Raw genomic sequence first — 18,015 nt, forward strand, 5'->3', positions numbered from 1 at the left:
GCACTCCTGAGAACAGAGTTCGGGGATGCCCCAACGCTCGCCAGGTCGCTTACCACCCTGCTCACCAGCGAGTTCCTCACCCGTCACAAGGCCATCACGTCTGGCTGGTAAGAGGGAGGCCCGGCTGCTCACCAGGCGCCCTTCCGCGACTTACCACGCCCAGCTCAGCTGCCGCCCGCCAACGACGTACGCGTTCGGACCAACAGCCGAGCAAGCTTGCCTCGCCGGGCATCAAGACGCGGCTCGGCGGCTCGCCGGCTCGGCAACAACAACTCCATACGAGACCCGTCGGCTTGAGATTTATGTGCTGCCCGCAGTCCGACTGGTCTGGGCCTTCGAATTCGACGAGGCTCTGGCTGAGCTGCTCCACCACGCTGCTCAGGCACTGCGCCAGGGGGCGCGCGGACATTGAACTTCGTGTCCGCGCGCGGCATGGCTGGAGGATGCCGAAGCCAGGGATGACGAGGGTGTGATCAGCCATATGCGGTGGGCCTTCGACCTGAATCCTGAACAGTTCGGCGGTGTTTGGTGCCCTTCTTATGGGGGACGAGTTCGCGCCCGAAGACGCCGCAGTCGAAGTCCATCTTGTCGGTGTCCACAGACCGTACGAACTGCACCGGCCTCTCATCGACGTCTCGGGCGCACAGGTCCTTACATGTAGCGGGTCTTCGGCGCTCTCCGCGGCTACCCGCGAGTCCCCTCCACATCGGTCCGGATCCCGACGGCGGCGCATCGGTAAGACGGGCACCGCCGGGCCGCTCTCTCCGATCCCGTGCTCACAGGTGAGCGAATGGATCAGTCCCTGTCCTCCTGCAACTTCAACATCTCAAAAAAGCCGCCGGCCTGGTCGATCAGCTCGTCATACGTACCCGTTTCGGAGATGCGGCCCTGGACGAGGACGATGATCCGGTCAGCGAGGCGGGTGTTGGCCAGGCGATGGGTGATGAACACGGTCGCCCGCCCGGCGGCCAGATGCTTGAGCCGCATGTAAATCCGGTGCTCCGCGCGGGCATCGAGCGCGGCCGTAGGCTCGTCCATCACCAGCACGGGGGCGTCGCGGTGGAAAGCGCGAGCAACGGCGACGCGCTGCCACTGCCCGCCGGACAGGTCGTGTCCTCCCCACCAGGAGCGGGCCAGCGAGGTGTCCAGCCCGTGGGGCAGGTCGGCGATGACACTGTCGGCGCCGGCGGCCTCGGCGGCGGCGTGCACGGCAACGTCGCCTTCGGGCCGGGGCTGGCCGAGGGTGATGTTCTCGCGGGCGGCCAGTGGCCAGCGCGTGTAGTCCTGCGGCACAAGCGCCACCTTCGACAGCACTGCGCCCGGGTCGGCGTCCGCCAGGTCCACGCCGTCCCACCGCACCGAGCCCTTCGTGGGCAGGAACAGCCCGGTCAGCACGCGGGCGAGGGTGGACTTGCCGGCGCCGTTCTCGCCGACCAGCGCGATGACCTCGCCGCGCTTGAGGTCCAGGTCGATGCCGTCCAACGCGGGCCGGTCGGCCCCGGGGTAGGTGAAGGAGACGTCCGTAGCGCTGATCACCTGGGGCCCGTCCTCGGCAACCTGAGCTGAACCGCGGCGGGTCATCCATGGCTTGGCCACGGCCAGGAACCGGGCCCAGTCGTCCAAAGACAGAGAGGTGCGGAACAGCCGGGCCCCGGCCCGTACCGTCGTGGCCAGCGCGGCCCCGGAGGTCCGCACCGCCAGCGCGGCAGTTCCCGCCGCGGCGAGCTCCATCCGGCCGGTGGCCACCAGGAGCACGAGCACGCCCCAGGTCGCGGCGGTGCCGACCGCCGTAAGGGCATCGCCGATCCCTTGCACCACCAGGGCCTGCCGGGTGGCCTTGAGCTGCTCGGCGTCCAGGCGGCCGGAGACGATGCGGTACTGCCGGATCAGGAAGCCGGCCATGGTGCCTGCGCGGACCTCATCGGCTGTGGCCCGCTCCGTGGTGTACGCGCGGAAGACGTTGCGCAGACGGGAGTCGGCGAGGTTGCGGTGGTGGGCGCCGTGCTCGATCCGCGCCCCCCGTACGGCACCCCATGCACAAGGGATGACGGAGGCGAGAAGCAGCGGCAGCATCAACGCGTGCAGCACAGTGACGACCGTCGCGGCGGCGGCCATCTGGGCCGCGGCGGAGGTCAGCAGCTGGGCGTCGAGGATGAGGTCGCCGGTCTTCTCCGCCCCGTCGGAGGCAGCGGCGTGGGCGTCCTCGAAGTCCGGGTCCTCGTAGGCGACGAGCTCGGCGGCGGTGGCCGCGGTGATGACCTCCAAGTCGGCCTCGCGGACGGCCTTCGGTGCGAGGCGCGCGGCGGACGCGCGGGCGGCGGCATCGAGTAGGTAGCGGCCGGATGCGGCGAGGGCGAGCACGACCACGGCGGCCAGGTTCTCGCCTAGGCCGGTGGAGATGTCGGGGCTGGTGAACACAGCGGCCAGAACGCGAGTGGTGGCCGCGAGCGCGGTGGCGGTGAGGGCGGCGGCGCCGATCTGGCAGGTGAGCAGGGTCAGGACGGCACGGTGGTCGGTGCGCCAGCCGAGCCGGGCTGCTTGGGCGAGAGTGTGCGGGAGTCGGCGGGCTATGGCCCACGTGGACAGGTTGACGCTCGCCTCGAAGTGCCGGTCGGAGGCAAGGTGCATGACCGGTGGCTGGCCCGCTGCGGCGACAGGCGGGGAGGATACGGAAGAACTCACGCGCCCCATGAGGGAGCCGAACCAGGGGGCCGAGCAACGGGATTGTTCCCCCAGGTCCGGGATCGCCCCTGGTCACCCCGACCGCCCCCGTCAGCATTTCATTCGAACGAGTGATGCCGTGGTCCAGGGCCGGGGAGGCTCGTGTTGGCCCCGGACCACGGTGGCGCGGGAGTTGCTACGGCTCGGCCAGGACCGGCATCCACGGCCGGTCGACGGCGTCGCCGATGTCCCGGCCGACCGTGCCTTCGGGCACCTCGGCCCAGGCGTGTGCGGCGTGGGGCATGAAGCGGGCGCCGTGCACCCAGCGGGCCTTGCGGCCGGTCAGGGCGGTCGCGATGACAGTGGCGAGGCTCAGTTCCGCACACGCAATCCGGCCCGGCCACCACGAGGGAATCACCGCCAGCACCGCCGTATACAGAGCCTCCAGCCGGGCGAGGCGCGCGTAAGGCAGGCCGTGCAGCAGTCGCACGGCGGCGAGCTTCCAGCGCAGCGGTAGCGGGCTCGCGGCTAGGGAGTCCGCACCTGCGACCGCGGCCACGGACACCGCCCCCTCCCCATCGACCGGCATGTGTCCCCAAGTCTTCCCCACGCGCCCGTCGTTCAACTGTCTGCGTTCGGGAACGCCAAATGCCGAGCGCGTCAGGAGCTAGACCCATTGGCGTCGTCCGGCCGACAAGAGGTTGCCGCCGGCAGGGAAACTATCGCGCCTCGGGGCGGCGGGGTACCGGTCCGCGCCGAGGATATCGCCGACCCGCGGCGCGGGCGTTGGCTGCCCTCTGCAGAGCCCTGAAGGACTTGTCGCCCTGCTTCCGCTTCTGCCCCGGCAAGTTATTTGCTGCGAGACCCAGCTTCTCCGGCCCATAGGCGGCGAGCAGATCCGATGGGGTCTGCGAGACGTAGCCGGCTGCGGCCAGCGACTCCTCGTCGGGAAACACGTCAGCATGAAGGTCATGGGGTTCGATCAGTTCGTCCTGGAGGCCCCCGTAGGAGTACCGCCACGTGAAATTCGGGGGTGGATCCGGTTGGGCAATGCGCTTTAGTCGATCAACTTCCTTGGAGTAGTTGTAAAACGCGACGTCAGGTGCGCTTCGCATAACCTCAAGCCATCGCGACAAGTATTCGTCGGAAAACCAATCTCCGCTGTCATGTACACGTACGTGTGCAGGTGTGTCGCCGACAGGCCGAAACCGGGGGAGCTGCAACTCTTCGATCATCTGAGCTTGCCATGCGTCCGGTTCATCCATGACGTACTGAAGGTTCCGCTGGTGAGCCCGCAGAACGCTGGGCATCATGAACATCCCGGCGCGGGCATAACACATCTTTCGGCATTCTCCAGCCGAAGGGCAGGAATTGTATGGGCGCCCGTCGGGAAGTTTTCCCGACCACGCCGGCAAAGTCCATTTCCAGATCCTCTCCGCCCGTTCACCAGCGCAAGAAGAACGCATACGGCGCAACAGAACACGAGGACGCTCCCACGTCGGCGCCTCTGAACCCTCTTCCACCGAGGCGCTATCCGATATACGGGGATCACTCACGAGACTCTCCTCCTTCAGTCTTGCGTCGCTTCCTTCACGGGGCTCACCACCCGCTCCCTCAGCAGCTCCCCACCACGCAATCAGGACTACGATGACCGCGCGTCAGCCGCTGACAGGGCCCCAGCTGCCGCGGTCGCGCCCCCTGGTACGGGTGTTTTGCCGGGGGTGGTGAAGATGCTGGCCTGGATGCGATGCACCTCCGGGACCAACACCTGAAAGTGCCCAATGCGCTGACGGGCATCGCGCCCGAGCATCTCGCCGGCACGCTCCCGATTGCCCATCGGCGACAACGTCATGACCTTCTCCAGCAACTGCTCGTCGTCGCCCGGCAGCCCCAAGGCAGTCAAAGCGTGCCCGGCTAGGGTCCGGTCGGTGGTGCGGGAGATGACCAAGTAGGCCAGTAGCCCACGGATCATTTCGCCACCCAGCTCGCGTACGTCATGGGCCCCCATCGCGATGCCGGCGTAGTGCTTCCGCCCATCCGAGACGACCTCGTGCACCAGCGCAGAGCCTTCCGCGGACATCGTCAGCCAGTAGCACTCATCGACAATGACCTGGCAGAACCGATCGATGGCAAACGCCGTCTCCCGCGCCAGTGCAGCCACCAGATACAGCACGGCCCGACCGATCAGCGCCTCGGTCGGCTGGATACGCAGCAGATCCGGGTTCAACACCGCTTCGCGCGGCGGCAATGTCAGACCCGCGGTGGTCACCACCACCGCGTCGCAGCTGCCCTCATCCATCGTGAGGACCGGCAGATTGGGGTCGAACACCGCGGCGGCGAGCGGCTCGTCGCGCACCACCTGCAACAGCGCGGCCAAGGTCGCCGCATCACGCGCCATCGCCCCGTCCCCGTGCGTCATGGAATCCAGTTCCACCACGACCCGAGCCATGCACGGCTGCTGCGAGTCGGCGGCCGCCACCACGGCCTTCTTCAAGAGCGCCCCCTGCGTGGTCATCGGGCCGATTCCCAACTGCAGACTCAGATACGACCGGGCGTACCGGATCCCCGTATCCCGGTCGAACAGGCGCAACGGGTCCAGTGACACCTCCGCGCGAGCGATGTCCACGACCTGGCACCTGCCGGGAGCAGCTCGTTTCGCGAAGTGAGCCCATTCCCGCACCGGCGTGCGGTCGATGACGATGACTCGCCCGCCCCGGTCGACGACACCGGACGCGATGACCTTGAGCAGGACGCTTTTGCCGCCACCCAAATCACCCGCCACACCCAACGAAGCAGAGGCGTCCTGACGCGGTGCATCAGCCACATCCCACAGCACCGGCCGCACCGTGCCGGCATCCAGCGAAATGCCGACCATTTGCCCACCGCGGTCACCGAACACGTCCACCGACAATGCCCCGTTGAGCGCGAAGTCACCCGAAAGCTGGTACTGGGTGAACTCCCTCAACTTCGAAGGACTGCCACCAGCCGGCAAGCCCATCGTGAAGAGATCCACCTGCGCCCCCAGTGGAGCCACCACTCGATAGCTGGCGCCACCCAGCCGCTTCTGCAGCGACTGAGCCCGCTCCATACACACACTCGGCGTCGGGCCCCACACCGTCAGCACGGTGACGAACCGGACCTCCACCTCCAACTGACTGGCAGCAGCCTGCGCGGCCTCGTCGTCCAGGTCCTCGATCGCATCATGCATCTCATCAGGCAGACCAATGGCACGCTGCGCCGTGCGCTGCTCAATCTGATCCAACAACTCCATCCGCCGCTTGGCGACTTCGACACTCACCTTCTCCGCCGGCACCAGCGACATGTCGACCGTGACATCCACCGGCCATGGCAGCGCCTCCAACTGAGCCAGAATGTCGGCATCCGCCTCGTCCACAGCACGCGGCATCTCCTCAAGGGCAAGATGAGCCTGATACCCCGTACCGCTGGCCGACTCCACCTCAAGCCACGCCCGCTTCAACAGCGACGCTTTCCCCTCGGCACGGCGCGAACGAGGGCGATGCTTGTGCTCACCGTGCCCGCCTTCCAGCAGGCGTACCTGACCGAGATCGGCATAGGACGGTGAGCGCAACACACCACGAGCGATCTCGCCCCCAAACCCCTGGTGCCGGGACGCTTCCAACAACAAAGGCTCCTGCTGACCACGGTGGACAGCGTGCTGATGCATCCACACGATCTCCGCCGGACGAGCCGGGCGGAGCTCCACAAACGCCTCGAACTCGTTCGCCAGCCGCCGAGCCTGCTGCACGTAGCCGATGACCTCTTCCTCCGACACCGCAGCCGGACGCATCCCCAGCACCGCACCGACCTCCGCCCACGCGGCACCGAACGTCGCCCGCACCTCGGCCCGCCACCCCGTCGCCGACAGCGGGGCCGCCAGCCACAAGGTCCGCTCGTGCATCTCGACCCCGTCCAGCAGATCCAGCCGCGCCCGGGTCACCTCCGCCCAATGCGGGCAGTCCTCCAACGACACGTCAGCGATCATCCGCGCGGCGATCTCCCCCGGATCGGTCTGCGCACACAGGCTGTACAACCGTGCCGCCGTCGGCAACGCGCGCAGCAGCGAAGCCAGTCGGCCGGAGCTCTGCGCCCGCTCCCGGGCACTGGCGTACTGCCCGCCCTGCGGGTCCAGCCGCCATACCGCCCACACTTCACCGGTCGCCGACCACACCACGTTGCCGGCGATATGCCGCATCGCGAGCCTCATGCGCCCATGCCTCCATCCCCGCCCCGTGCGTCCCGCCGCTGCAAGATCTGCTGCATAGCCGTCGGCACCGGCCGCGGCTGCGGCGGAGGCAGCGGCTTACGACGACCTTCACGCGGAAGACGTCCTTCTACCCCTCGCAACAGCGCACCCAGACCGCGCTTCCCACCGACCGCAGCGCGATCGGCGACGTCGTCCGCCACCCCCACAGAGACCTCCTCGATCACGCACCCGCCGTACACGACCTGCGGCCTCGGCGGGCGCATTGCCCGGCCGTCGACCCGCCCGCCGCGCGGCTGGAAGATCCGGGCCGCCACCCCCACAGCAAGGTTGAAGGGCGTCCGGCCACCGATCCTCGCGCGCCGCACCGCCCACACCGCCACGACCAGCACCACCACCGGCACAGGCCCCAGCACACGCCACCAGGAGAAGGTCTTGATCAGCACGAACCCGCCGACGAACGCCACCCCGATCTGCGCCGCGGTATAGGGGCCGAACGGCAGCACCCAGTCGCCGACCTTCCCAAATACCCACGGCAACCGCCGCGCCCGCGTATACGAGCGACCAACCCGGATCCCGACATCGACGCCGCTCACGCGTGATCACCCCCAGAACTCCGCCCCTGCGCACCCGCCGGCCCGAGCGGCTCAGGCCCGCGGTTGTCAACGCGCACCACCCCAGCCGGCGCGGATCCCGCATGGGTGATCTCGTCCTTGAACGCATCCGCCAGCTGGGTCTGAGAGTTGTAGATCGCCAGGATGATCACGTAGCCGAGGATCGCCCCGATACCAGCCTTCACACTGAACCGCTGAATGATCTTCGCGACGATCAATATGAGCAGCGCCAGCTTCAGCGCGCCCTCAGCCCAACTCGTCCCCAACTGGAACAGGTGATTGCCGATGTCGGCGAACGCACCCGCCAACTGCACCGTCTGACCGGTATGCATCACGCACCACCTCCCCTACCCGACACACCCTCGCCCTCCAGACCGCTCTCCACGGCCAGGACCTCCCACCGGCCCTCGCGCGCCGACAGCCGCAGCGCGTAACTCAGCGGCCACTGCGTCCCCTGAGCATCGCGCGCCACGACCCGCGCAAGAACACGTACCTGCTGCCCGTCCCGCCCTACCTCGCCAGCGCTCTGTGTCGAACTGACCCTCTCGGTACGCACCCCGCCGTAGGACACACCCAAAGCAGGAAGCCGCACACGTGCGGCCAGGTACCGCTCGGCGCCACCGGACCCACCCAGGTACGCCGCCAAGAACTGCCCTACCGTCGATGCAAGCGCCGATCCGGGTGACACTTCCACCGTGTACGGAGACGACCCGGCCCTACCAGCAACGGGGCCGGGCACAGCAGAGGGCGCCGCGGTCACCACAAAGCTCTGCCCCCCGCCCGCACCCGCCCCATTTCGCCAGAGCACCGGGAAGCGGAAGTAGCGCACCGCAGGCCCCGTCCCAGGGGACTGCAGCACCACCCCTACCGTCACCGACCACGCCCCCGGCCGCACGGCCTCACAACGCACGGTCCGAACCACTGTCACTGCCGGGGGACGCCCGTGGAACTCCGGAAGGGCTACCTCCGGAGCCAACGATCGCGCAGTCTTCTGCGCATCGGACGCCTGCCCGTCCCCAGGATCGCCGGCCAGCCACATCCTCACGAACAACTCGGCGAAGCCCCCCGGCCCCTCTGCCCCTCCGGACTTCCCGGTCGCTTGCTGCACGGCACCGTGGGCCGGGCCAACCGCCGGCACTGAGGGAAACCACGACGTCGCCAGCGCAAGCGGACCGCACGCCAGCGCAACCAGAGCTGCGGCACGAACCAAAGAAACCCTGCGATGACGCAGCGACTGTCCAGCAGAATCCGACGGTGATGAGGCGGAGGCCCGGCGATGGTTGCCGGAGGCGGGCAAGGGCGGCACGACGACTCCTCGGGAGTTGGATATCCCGACTCTCCGCAGGCCGCTTACCACGACGCTTACCAGCGCTCCGCTCACCCGTCACAGGCCCATCACGACTCTGCGGTAAGCACCCCCAGCAACGATGGCCAGGGCACGGAGGCATAGTCCCCGTTGTCAGACCCGCCCCCGACTTGCATCGCGATACGCGGTTCGGGAGGCTGCCGCATGTGACGACAACTCACCTGCGTGCGTGCGATGTTCCAGAGGTCCGCCAGGACCTGCTCCTGTGGGTCAAATTCAAATCGGGCGCGGTGCAGGTCAACGGCTTCACCGATCCACTCCTGATGCAGTCGGCAGTACGAGGCGCGGAACAGTTCTTCGTCAACGACCGTATGACGTGGCTGGCGCGCACGACGGGCGAGGAACTGCCGGTGTGCGCGTTCGACGCGGACGACTTGCCGGATCCGATCGGGTTTCTGATCTGGTCCGACGACCCAAGCGCCCACACCAAGACTCTCGGGCGGCCTCGGGCCGTGTTGTGGTGCCGGACCGGGATGTCGCTGCGTGTCCTGGTCCTGGACGACGCCGGCCCCTACCGGCGCGCTCTGGAAGACGCGGGCAACCGGGCTGATCCGAGCTGGGCGAGACAGGTCCACAGTTCGCTCGCCGGTGACCTGGCCATCGGCTTCGGCGCGACGATCCCGCTGAACACCGAGACCCCATGGGACGAGATGAAGCAGACCTGGGCCATAGACAAGCACGGTCGCCCGGCGAAGGACCGGTACAGCGTGGGCGCCGACCGCCTCAACGACATCAACGAGGACCAGTTGCGGATCCTACGGACCTTGCTGGGCACCCTGCTGCTGATCCGCCAGCCTGCCGACGCACGCCGCGCACTGTGGCAGGCCGAGCAGGTACGGCCCGACGCCGCTGCCCGCAAACGCCTGCGCCGGGCCGGTGCCGAACACCCTGATACCCCGGTCCGCTACATCACGCTGCGCCAGTCCATCCGGCCCGCCCCCAACGACGATCGCGGGGCCCGCGACACCGCCGGCCGCGTCTACCGCCACCAGTGGTTCGTAAAGCCGCACCGCCGTACCTACCCCGACCAAGACGACCCGACAGGCTACTCCCGCAAGTGGGTCGGCCCCTACCTCGTCACCCCCGAAGGATGCGAGGACGCCCCGATCCTGGGCAGGGAACGCGTCGTAAACGTTCTACGCCGGTGACGGACCACCAACCGACACTGATCCGCGCAACGTCTATGTCGCGTGATAAGTCGAGACGTTAAATCTCAAGGTGAGATCACCCGCGGCGGCGCTCGCCCCACCACGGCAGGATCGGAGGCAGGTCGCCGAGCCCGCGCGCTGGGCGCTTCGGCATTGGCGACTCACCGTCGTCCTCGTCCCAGCGGCGTGCGTACTGGTCCGGAAGGTTGCCCCAGCCCCAGTAGGGAACCGGGCGGGCAGGTGCCGCGCCGAGTTCGTCGAGAGGATCGATGCGTTTGTCTGCCACCGTGCACAGGTGGGCCCAGTCGTCGCCCATGTCGAAGACGTAGGCAAACTGCTCGCCGGCCTGCAGCCTGCTCAGCGTGGTGGCACGGCCATCGACGGTGCCATTCGGGGCCTCGTCGTCCCACCAATCAAGGGGACTGATCTCGGCGCCGTCGGACAACGTGAACAGGTGCAGGTGGGCCAGATCCCAGCGGCCGAATGCGAGATCGATGGCCGTGGCGAACTGAGCGAAGGAGTGCGAGCGCGCGGCGGCGAAGACACGGCCAGGGCGAGGCCACAGGTCCACACCGTGCCCAGAGACCAACTCCACCCTGATGGACAGCCAGGTACGTGCCACGATCGCAACCTCTTCAATCGTCAGGTCCCCGGTTCGACTCCGGGGAGCACACGTAGACCCGCCGCATCATGTGATGCGGCGGTCAGCAGTGAGGGAACACTATGCAAATGGTTCACCCCTGGCTCGTAGTCGGGTGCGTTGGTGTTTCCGTCCCCGCGCACGGACCGGACTGTAGGCCGTTCGTCATAGCTCCAACGCTAACGATGCCGATGGCGCCTCGTACCGCACTGCTGACACGTTCGGGGGCAGTGACCAGGGCTCACTGCGAGGGGGCACACATGCGGTGTATTGACTGCACGGAGCCGGCGACGAGCCAACCCGTGACGCTACGGCACGGCTCCGCCGACGCGTGCCGTGTCCCCAGCCGAACTCAGGAGCCGAGCTGAAGCGATACGCGCCGGCGTACCCCATCAACTTCGAATCACCGTGGCATGAGCCGTTGCGTCCACGTGGCCGCTTCGGCTCGCTGGGAACGGGGTGTATCTCCCCATCTGGCGTGGTCGAAGACAGGGGTGGTTGTGGGAGGCAGTGGGCAGCACCACCTGAGACCTCCAACGCCCAAACCTCAGGCAGCAGTTGTCCCGGCCTGCCCCTCTTCCGGAGTCAGTTCGGAGCCAGAACAACGTGTGCTTTGCGTGAGCGCGAAAGTCGGAGGCTGCACCATATCCGTGCCGTTGAGGAATACCGTGGCCGCACGGTGCCCATGGGTTATGAAAGAGGAGAGGGGCTCAAGGCGCCCCTCTTCGGCGAGTTCGATGCGAGGGAATCGTGCGAACAACTTAGGAAGTGCAATCGATGCCTCTGCGCGAGCCAATGGTGCTCCTAGGCAATAGTGCACGCCGTGACCGAAGGCCAAGTGACCGGTGCGCGCACGCCGTATGTCAAAGGCGGCGGCTCCTGCGCCGTGCTGGGCGGGATCCCAACCGACGGTACCGAAGGTAGACAAGATTGCTTCGCCAGCTCGTATGGTGCGTCCTGCGACGGCGATGTCCGTAACGGCGAACCGCAATGGAAGGTTTGCGATGGATGGTGCCCACCGCAACGTCTCGTCGATGGCGGCGCTCCACGGAAGAGCTCCACCTCGGACCAGTGTGAGTTGGTCGGGGTGCTGCAGCAAGGCGATGACGGCATTGGCGATCAGATTGACCGTTGTCTCGTGGCCGGCGACAAGGACGAGGATCAACGTGTCGACCAACTCCTCCTCGGTAAGTTGATCCCGACCATCGCGGGCGTCAATCAACACAGTGGTCAAATCATCGCCGGGGAAAGTGCGCTTGCGGGCAACCAGCCGAGCGAGGGCGGCCCGAGCGGCCTCCAACGCCTCGATCGCGGTGGTCTGAAGAGCGGAGGTGTCCATCATCGTCGAGGCGAGGGCAGCAACGTCAGCGCGCTCGCCTTCGCCAAGCCCATAGAGGTCACAGATGACCTCCATGGGCAAGGGGTGAGCAAACGCCGCCCGAAGATCTACCACTTCCCCTGCCGGTCGCCTGGCGAGATGAGTGATCAATTCTGCAGTTATACGCTCTATCGCTGGATGGAGCGCCTTGATTCGCCCTGCCGTAAGTGCCGGAGCGACCAACTTGCGTAGCCTAGTGTGATCAGGTCCGAATGCGGTGAGCATGTTACGGACCCCGCACCACGCGTATATCCATTGTGCTTCAGGGTTTTCCTGAAGCCAGCCGCTACGCCAAGCGTCCCAGTGCTGCGTGGCGTCCTTGCTCACCCGGTCATCAGTCAGAAGGAATTTGAGTACGCTGTGGCGAGTTGGTGCCCAAGCCTTTATGCTGCCAGGAAGTTCAACTGCAATGAGGTCCCCCAGTTTTCGGAGATGGGCCGCCTCCTCCTGAATGGCGCGCCCATACGGGTCGATTCGAATGCAGAACTCTTCCTGCAGCGATGGGGTTGCCATTCGGGATCTCCTCGCATGGTGAGTGAAAACGGATCAGGCAGGGAAGCCGCGGTGCATGCAAGCGCGAAGCCGGCAGTTCGGGGCGTGATGAGGCCGAGTCGGTCCGCTCCGCGTGGCAGTAGTGGGCACGAAGGAACAGTGCATCAGGGTGGATCGCAGAGAATGGGTTTGGTTTTCCCACCTGAGCTATGGGTCGGGCATGGCGGTCGCATCACCTTGCAGAACGTTGGTCGCTGGCTGCCCGCTGACCTCTTGCAGATTTGATTTGAGTGCTCCCGCTCAGAGCCCAACGGAACGAAATTTATTGCAATTTGGCAGAGGGAACCACCTAGCCGTCCGGAAGCATCTAAGAGCTACGCCCAGGTCAGACTCGGTCATTGGAGATGTGCAGAGCAACAGTTGCCCGTTGTCGTCGACGGGTGCTCTTCGTTCACTGAAAAACGGCATGCTCCAGTTTCGCCAGTCGAAAACCGGAGGGATCTCGACGCGCCGCATTGTTACAGCCCTCACGAGATCGCCGAGTAGATCAACCGTCAGGAGTCCACAGAGGAATGCTGTAATGTCATCCGTTGACCTGGGCTACCAATTCCAACGGGCCCTGGTCTATGGGCCGAGGGGGTCCGATACGCGTCCTCGTAGCTGGTCAAGAGGAAGGGCGACACGACCGAGGGCCTTGACCCAAGGCCGGGTAGGGCTTGCCGATCAATAACTCGCCGTCTTGATCTCCGGTTTGAGGATGCCGAGGTGTGCGGTGAGATCGTCGAGGGTGGCCAGTTGCGTCTCGGCGGGTTCGATGGCGTGTCCGATGTCGTGGAGGAGCCGGCGGGTTTGGCTGATTGCCCGGTTGAGGGTCACGGGTGTCACGGTGAACAGCGGGGCGATGACGACCTGGGGGAGCTTGAACCTCTGGTAGAGGATGGTGGCCAGGAGCCGGTCGACGAGGGTGAGGCCGGGGCGTCGACCGGTGTAGAGGCCAGCGGCAGGGGTCTTCTGCCGGTCGCCGCCGCGTCGCTGATGGAGGTCTGCTTCCCGCTGAGCCGCGCGGGCCGCTGCCAACTCGGTGACCAGCGAGTCCCACTGCTCGTGCGGGATGCCGGTGAGGGCGGGATGGGTAAGCCAGTCACGGCCGGGGCCGGCTTCGTTCTGGGGCGGGATCGGAAGGACGCCGTCCCGGCGGTGTTCCTGGGGGCGGAGGGTGTAGTTCCAGTCGCCGTGCCAGTCATGGCGGCTCAGTGGCAGGGCGTTCAGCTGCCCGTCACTGATGCGGACGCCGGTCTCGTAGCTGGCGGTGTCGAGTTCGGCGCGGACTGTCAGTCCCGCGCGGGTGGTGGTCGCTGCGATGCTGTTCACGATGACTTCATGGCTGGTCAGCGGCCTGCCCCGCCAGTTCATCGTGATGTGGGAGAACAGTCGGTGCTCGATTCGGTTCCACTTAGATGTGCCCGGAGGAAAGTGACACACGGTGATCTCCAGGCCGGTCTCGACAGCCAGCGCGGCAAGCTCGAACTTCCAGGCCCGGGTGCGGTAGCCGTTGGAACCGCCCGCGTCCGCAGTGATCAGCAGACGGTGCGAGCGCGGGTAGGAGGCATGGCCGACCGCGTGCCACCAGCGGCGGACGGAGGCGACTGCGAAGGCTGCGGTGTCGTGGTCAGTGCCGACGTTGACCCACCCCGTGTCCGCGGTCAGGTCGTAGATCCCATATGGGATCGCCTTGCCCAGATCGGCATCGGGAAAGTCGTGGGTGCGAACCCGGACCGGATCACCCTCGCGACGCCACTCGTGGCCGGCGTTCTTGTAGTTGCCGACCAACTCCTTCTTCTTGGTGTCCACGCTGATCACCGGGTCTCCGGCGGCCTGGAAGTCCTTGGCCTGGTCGTTGATGTAGCGGAACTGCGCATCGCGGTCCGGGTGTTGGGCACCTTCGATGGTCTTGGCGTTGCCCTGGAGGCTGAAGCCCTCCTCGCGCAGCACGGCCGCCACGGTGTCCGCCGAGACCCGGTGCCCCTGCCGGGTCAGCTCGGCAGCCAGTTGCCGGGTCGACTTCGTCGTCCAGCGCAGCGGCGACATCGGGTCCCCGCGTACATCCGATTCCACCAAGGCCAGCAGCGCGGGCCGAAGGCCCGGATCCAGGTCCACGGCACGCTTGCGGCCCCCACCGGACCGGCGCACCCGCCCCAACGGCGCCTCGCCGGACTCCAGTTCCGTCACCCCGCACGACACGGTGCCCTCCCGGACTCCGGCCGCACGAGCGACGAGCCTGATGCCTCCATGGCCCAGCGACCGTGCTTCTGCTCCTATGGCCAGCCGCCGCTGCCGCTCGTCGAGATGCGGGAACAGCGTCGCGAACTTCGCGGCCAGGGCCGCCTCGATCCTCTCCGGACTCCCCATACCATGGCAACGAGCCTCGGAGCCGGAAGCGACGGCTTGTTTCCCGGCAAGCCCTTTAAGGGCTTGCCGATCAATAACTCGCCGTCTTGATCTCTGATGGGCAGGTGATGCCTGCCGCCGCTGCGAAAGCCTGGAGGTCTTCGAGGGCGGCGAGACGGGTGTCGGCGGGATGAACGGTGTATCCGGCGGTGTCGAGGAGCTGGCGGATGTCGCGGATGCGCCGGTTGATGGTTTCGGGTGTGACGGTGAAGAGGCGGGCGACGGTGACCTGCGGGAGCCCGTGCCGGTAGTGGAGGAGGGCGGCCAGTAGGCGGTCGGCGAGGGTGAGGATGGGACGACGGCCTGTCAGGGGGCCACCCTTGATGCGGGGTCGGTGGCCACGCCGCTTGTCCAGGTGCGTTTCCCGCTGCTCCTCATGGAGGGCGGTGAGTGTGGAGATCAGCGCATCCCACTCGGCGGGCGGCAGTCCGGTCAGGGCCGGGTGGCACAGCCAGGCAAGGTCGGGACTGGGCTGATCGAACGGGTCCGGGACATCACTGACCTGGGCATACGGCTCGGGTCGGAGACTGTAGTTCCAGTCGCCGTGCCAGGCATGACGGTCCAGCGGCAAGGCTGCCATCTGCCGGTCGCCGATGCGGACACCGGTTTCATAGGTGGCGGTGTCGAGTTCGGAGCGGATGGTCAGGCCGGTGCGGGTGGTGGTCGCCGCGATGCTGTTCACGATGACTTCGTGGCTGGTCAGGGGCTTGCCTCGCCAGTTCATGGTGATGTGGGAGAACAGCCGGTGTTCCACTTTGTTCCATTTTGATGTGCCTGGAGGATAGTGACACACGGCGATCTCCAGGCCCGTCTCCAGGGCCAGCGCGGCGAGTTCGGCCTTCCAGGCACGGGTGCGATAGCCGTTGGAGCCGCCCGCGTCCGCAGTGATCAGCAGGCGGCCTGAGCGCGGGTACGCGGCGCGGCCCACCGCGTGCCACCAGCGGCGCAACGTCTGGACGGCGAAGGCGGCGGTGTCGTGGTCGGTGCCGACGCTGACCCAGCCAGCATCCGCGGCCAGGTCGTAGATCCCGTATGGGATCGCCTTGCCCAGGTCGGCGTCGGGAAAGTCATGGGTACGGACCCGGACCGGATCGCCTTCACGACACCACTGGCGGCCGGCGTTCTTGTAGTTGCCCACCAACTCTTTCTTCTTCGTGTCCACGCTGACCACCGGATCTCCGGCTGCCTGGAACTGTTTGGCCTGCTCGTTGATGTAGCGGAACTGTGCGTCCCGGTCCGGGTGCTGGGCGCCCTCGATGGTCTTGGCGTTGCCCTGGAGGCTGAAGCCCTCCTCCCGCAGCAGCACGGCAACCGTGTCCGCCGAGACCCGATGGCCCTGCCGCGTCAGCTCGGCCGCCAGGTGCCGGGTCGACTTCACCGTCCAGCGCAGCGGCGACATCGGATCCCCACGCATGTCCGGCTCGACCAGGGCCAGCAGCGCGGGCCGCAGCCCCTGATCGAGATCGACCGCGCGCTTGCGCCCGCCGCCCTCCCGACGGACACGTCCCAACGGTGCCTGGCCGGACTCAAGTTCTCTCACGCCGCGCGAAACGGTGCCCTCCCGGACCCCGGCCGCGCGGGCGACGAGCTTGATCCCGCCGTGTCCCAGTGACCGTGCTTCTGCTCCTATAGCCAGCCGCCGTTGACGCTCGTCGAGATGCGGGAACAGCGTCTCGAACTTCGCGGTCAGTGCGGCTTCGATCCCCTCCGGTCTCCCCATACCACAACAACGAGCCTCGAAGCCGGAAGCGACGGCTTGTTTCCCGGCAAGCCCTAACTACCCGGCCTTGGGTCAAGGCCCGGTCTTTCGCAGGGTGCCGTGCCCTTCAAGCATCAGCTGGGCCCGGTGGCCTGCTGCCCCAAGGAGAGCGAAGCTGTCGTACCCGGCGACTTTTCCGGCCGGGTCAGGGGCGTTGCCGGTGGCTTGATCGTGGTCGGTGATCAAGGCGATGAGACGCAGGTTGTCGGGGTGGGGTTGAGTCATGTGGTTCATCATGGCGTACTCCTCCATCCGGTTGTGGCTGCGCCGAGGTCCTGGGCGGTCCGGCTCGGTCTGTTCGATGTCGTCAGGCGTTGCTCCTGTCGGCTTCACGCTGCCGGCCTCCGGTCTGTCTTTGTCCCTGTCACACTGGGTGTGGGACCTGTTTGTTGCTGCGATGAGGTCGAGTGTTCTCAGCGACGACTGAGCGCCCCATGCGGGCACCGAGCCTTCCCCTCCTGCGCACGACCGCTGCCGCATGAGCAGGACGTCGGCGGCCGCGGCAATGCGCCGGACGTAGCCCTCCAGTCGCTCACTCGGGCGGGAGAGGGGAGCGGAAGGGATCCGGTCGGGAGGCGATGCTGTCGGCCGGAGCGGGCGGCGGCCGGGCTGGCGGGCGGTCTGGCCTCCCTTCCGGCCATTCTGGTGCATTTGCTGGTCACGGTTCTGGTCGATTGTCATCAACTCATCTTGATTCAGGGCGAGTTAACAGAAACGCGGTATCCGGCGCCCGGTGACCCGCACAGCCGGTGGAAGCGTCAGTGAATATCGGAGCCCGGATGCCTGCCACGAACGTCCCGACTTGGCGGGCGCAGGAGCGGGGTGGCCCGTGCTGTCTTCTCCCATAGGGTCCTCGCCACAAATTCGGTACCGAGCACCTGGCGGGGCCGCCCGGGTGCGTCCCAGCCGGTCCGAGGCGCCCGGTGCGCGATTGCCTGCCATCCCACAGCACGAAGGCTGGCCCCGCTCTCGCCCTCCTGGGTATAGGTGATGATCCGGTGGTATCCAGCCGCTTTGGCCGTCCGCCAGGCAGCCGCATAGAGAAGTGAGCAGGCATTCCGCGTGCCGTCGGTTGCCAACCGGGTTACCTCAACCGTCACTCCGTCATCGAAGGCACGAGCAACGGGTCTTCCCACGATCGCTACACCAACCAGATCGCCGCTGGCAGTAATCGCTCCCAACGAGAACTTGTGACCTTGTGGCCTGCGATGATGCCGATGCATCGCGTCAACTACCTCGCAGGCATGCCGGAAGCTCAGCGGGCAAATGGATAGGGTCACCGACGAC

13 protein-coding genes are annotated in these 18,015 nt (G+C 66.8%); 1 reads left to right on the forward strand and 12 read right to left on the reverse strand.

The genetic code is table 11. From position 1 onward, the window contains the following. Positions 1-795: 795 nt before the first annotated feature. The 6 genes from SNOUR_RS41705 to SNOUR_RS41725 all read right to left on the reverse strand — a co-directional run bounded on the left by SNOUR_RS41705 (position 796) and on the right by SNOUR_RS41725 (position 7,829). A complete protein-coding gene (locus SNOUR_RS41705) occupies positions 796-2,628 on the reverse strand; it encodes an ATP-binding cassette domain-containing protein (RefSeq protein ID WP_312631443.1) in 1,833 nt (610 codons plus the stop codon). A 229-nt stretch (positions 2,629-2,857) separates the two neighbouring features. Further along, positions 2,858-3,220, reverse strand: a complete 363-nt coding sequence (locus SNOUR_RS41710; protein ID WP_312631442.1) for a lasso peptide biosynthesis B2 protein — start codon at positions 3,218-3,220, stop codon at positions 2,858-2,860. 160 nt (positions 3,221-3,380) lie between these two features. Beyond that, positions 3,381-4,217 (reverse strand): GP88 family protein, encoded by an 837-nt coding sequence (locus tag SNOUR_RS46910; protein ID WP_159425711.1) that lies wholly within the window; start codon positions 4,215-4,217, stop codon positions 3,381-3,383. 86 nt (positions 4,218-4,303) lie between these two features. Continuing rightward, positions 4,304-6,886, reverse strand: a complete 2,583-nt coding sequence (locus tag SNOUR_RS41715; RefSeq protein WP_067342879.1) for an ATP-binding protein — start codon at positions 6,884-6,886, stop codon at positions 4,304-4,306. Continuing rightward, on the reverse strand, positions 6,883-7,479 hold the full coding sequence (locus SNOUR_RS41720; protein ID WP_067342877.1) for a hypothetical protein: 597 nt from the start codon (positions 7,477-7,479) through the stop codon (positions 6,883-6,885). Before SNOUR_RS41720 ends, SNOUR_RS41715 begins: the two co-directional genes overlap by 4 nt. After that, positions 7,476-7,829, reverse strand: a complete 354-nt coding sequence (locus SNOUR_RS41725; protein ID WP_067342876.1) for a hypothetical protein — start codon at positions 7,827-7,829, stop codon at positions 7,476-7,478. The genes SNOUR_RS41720 and SNOUR_RS41725 overlap by 4 nt, the downstream gene beginning before the upstream one ends. Before the next feature lie 1,180 nt (positions 7,830-9,009). Between SNOUR_RS41725 and SNOUR_RS41735 the strand changes: the two genes are divergently transcribed. Beyond that, entirely contained in the window at positions 9,010-10,011 is a 1,002-nt protein-coding gene (locus SNOUR_RS41735; protein ID WP_159425710.1) for a hypothetical protein, read from the forward strand. A gap of 76 nt (positions 10,012-10,087) precedes the next feature. Here the strand turns inward: SNOUR_RS41735 and SNOUR_RS41740 are convergent, their stop codons facing one another. The 6 genes from SNOUR_RS41740 to SNOUR_RS49515 all read right to left on the reverse strand — a co-directional run bounded on the left by SNOUR_RS41740 (position 10,088) and on the right by SNOUR_RS49515 (position 18,008). After that, positions 10,088-10,633 carry an IS1096 element passenger TnpR family protein gene (locus tag SNOUR_RS41740; RefSeq protein WP_067342872.1) on the reverse strand — a complete coding sequence of 182 codons (546 nt, stop codon included), beginning with the start codon at positions 10,631-10,633 and terminating at the stop codon, positions 10,088-10,090. A 565-nt stretch (positions 10,634-11,198) separates the two neighbouring features. Further along, positions 11,199-12,542, reverse strand: a complete 1,344-nt coding sequence (locus tag SNOUR_RS44295) for a cytochrome P450 family protein (protein WP_079141900.1) — start codon at positions 12,540-12,542, stop codon at positions 11,199-11,201. Between the two features lie 702 nt (positions 12,543-13,244). Then, entirely contained in the window at positions 13,245-14,930 is a 1,686-nt protein-coding gene (locus tag SNOUR_RS41750) for an ISAzo13 family transposase (protein ID WP_067342868.1), read from the reverse strand. A gap of 70 nt (positions 14,931-15,000) precedes the next feature. Beyond that, positions 15,001-16,689, reverse strand: a complete 1,689-nt coding sequence (locus SNOUR_RS41755) for an ISAzo13 family transposase (protein ID WP_067342866.1) — start codon at positions 16,687-16,689, stop codon at positions 15,001-15,003. A gap of 72 nt (positions 16,690-16,761) precedes the next feature. Further along, positions 16,762-17,409 (reverse strand): hypothetical protein, encoded by a 648-nt coding sequence (locus SNOUR_RS45755; protein WP_107407272.1) that lies wholly within the window; start codon positions 17,407-17,409, stop codon positions 16,762-16,764. A gap of 77 nt (positions 17,410-17,486) precedes the next feature. Beyond that, positions 17,487-18,008, reverse strand: a complete 522-nt coding sequence (locus SNOUR_RS49515; protein ID WP_079141898.1) for an XF1762 family protein — start codon at positions 18,006-18,008, stop codon at positions 17,487-17,489. Positions 18,009-18,015 lie beyond the last annotated feature (7 nt).

This window comes from Streptomyces noursei ATCC 11455, from assembly GCF_001704275.1.
GTDB lineage: Bacteria > Actinomycetota > Actinomycetes > Streptomycetales > Streptomycetaceae > Streptomyces > Streptomyces noursei.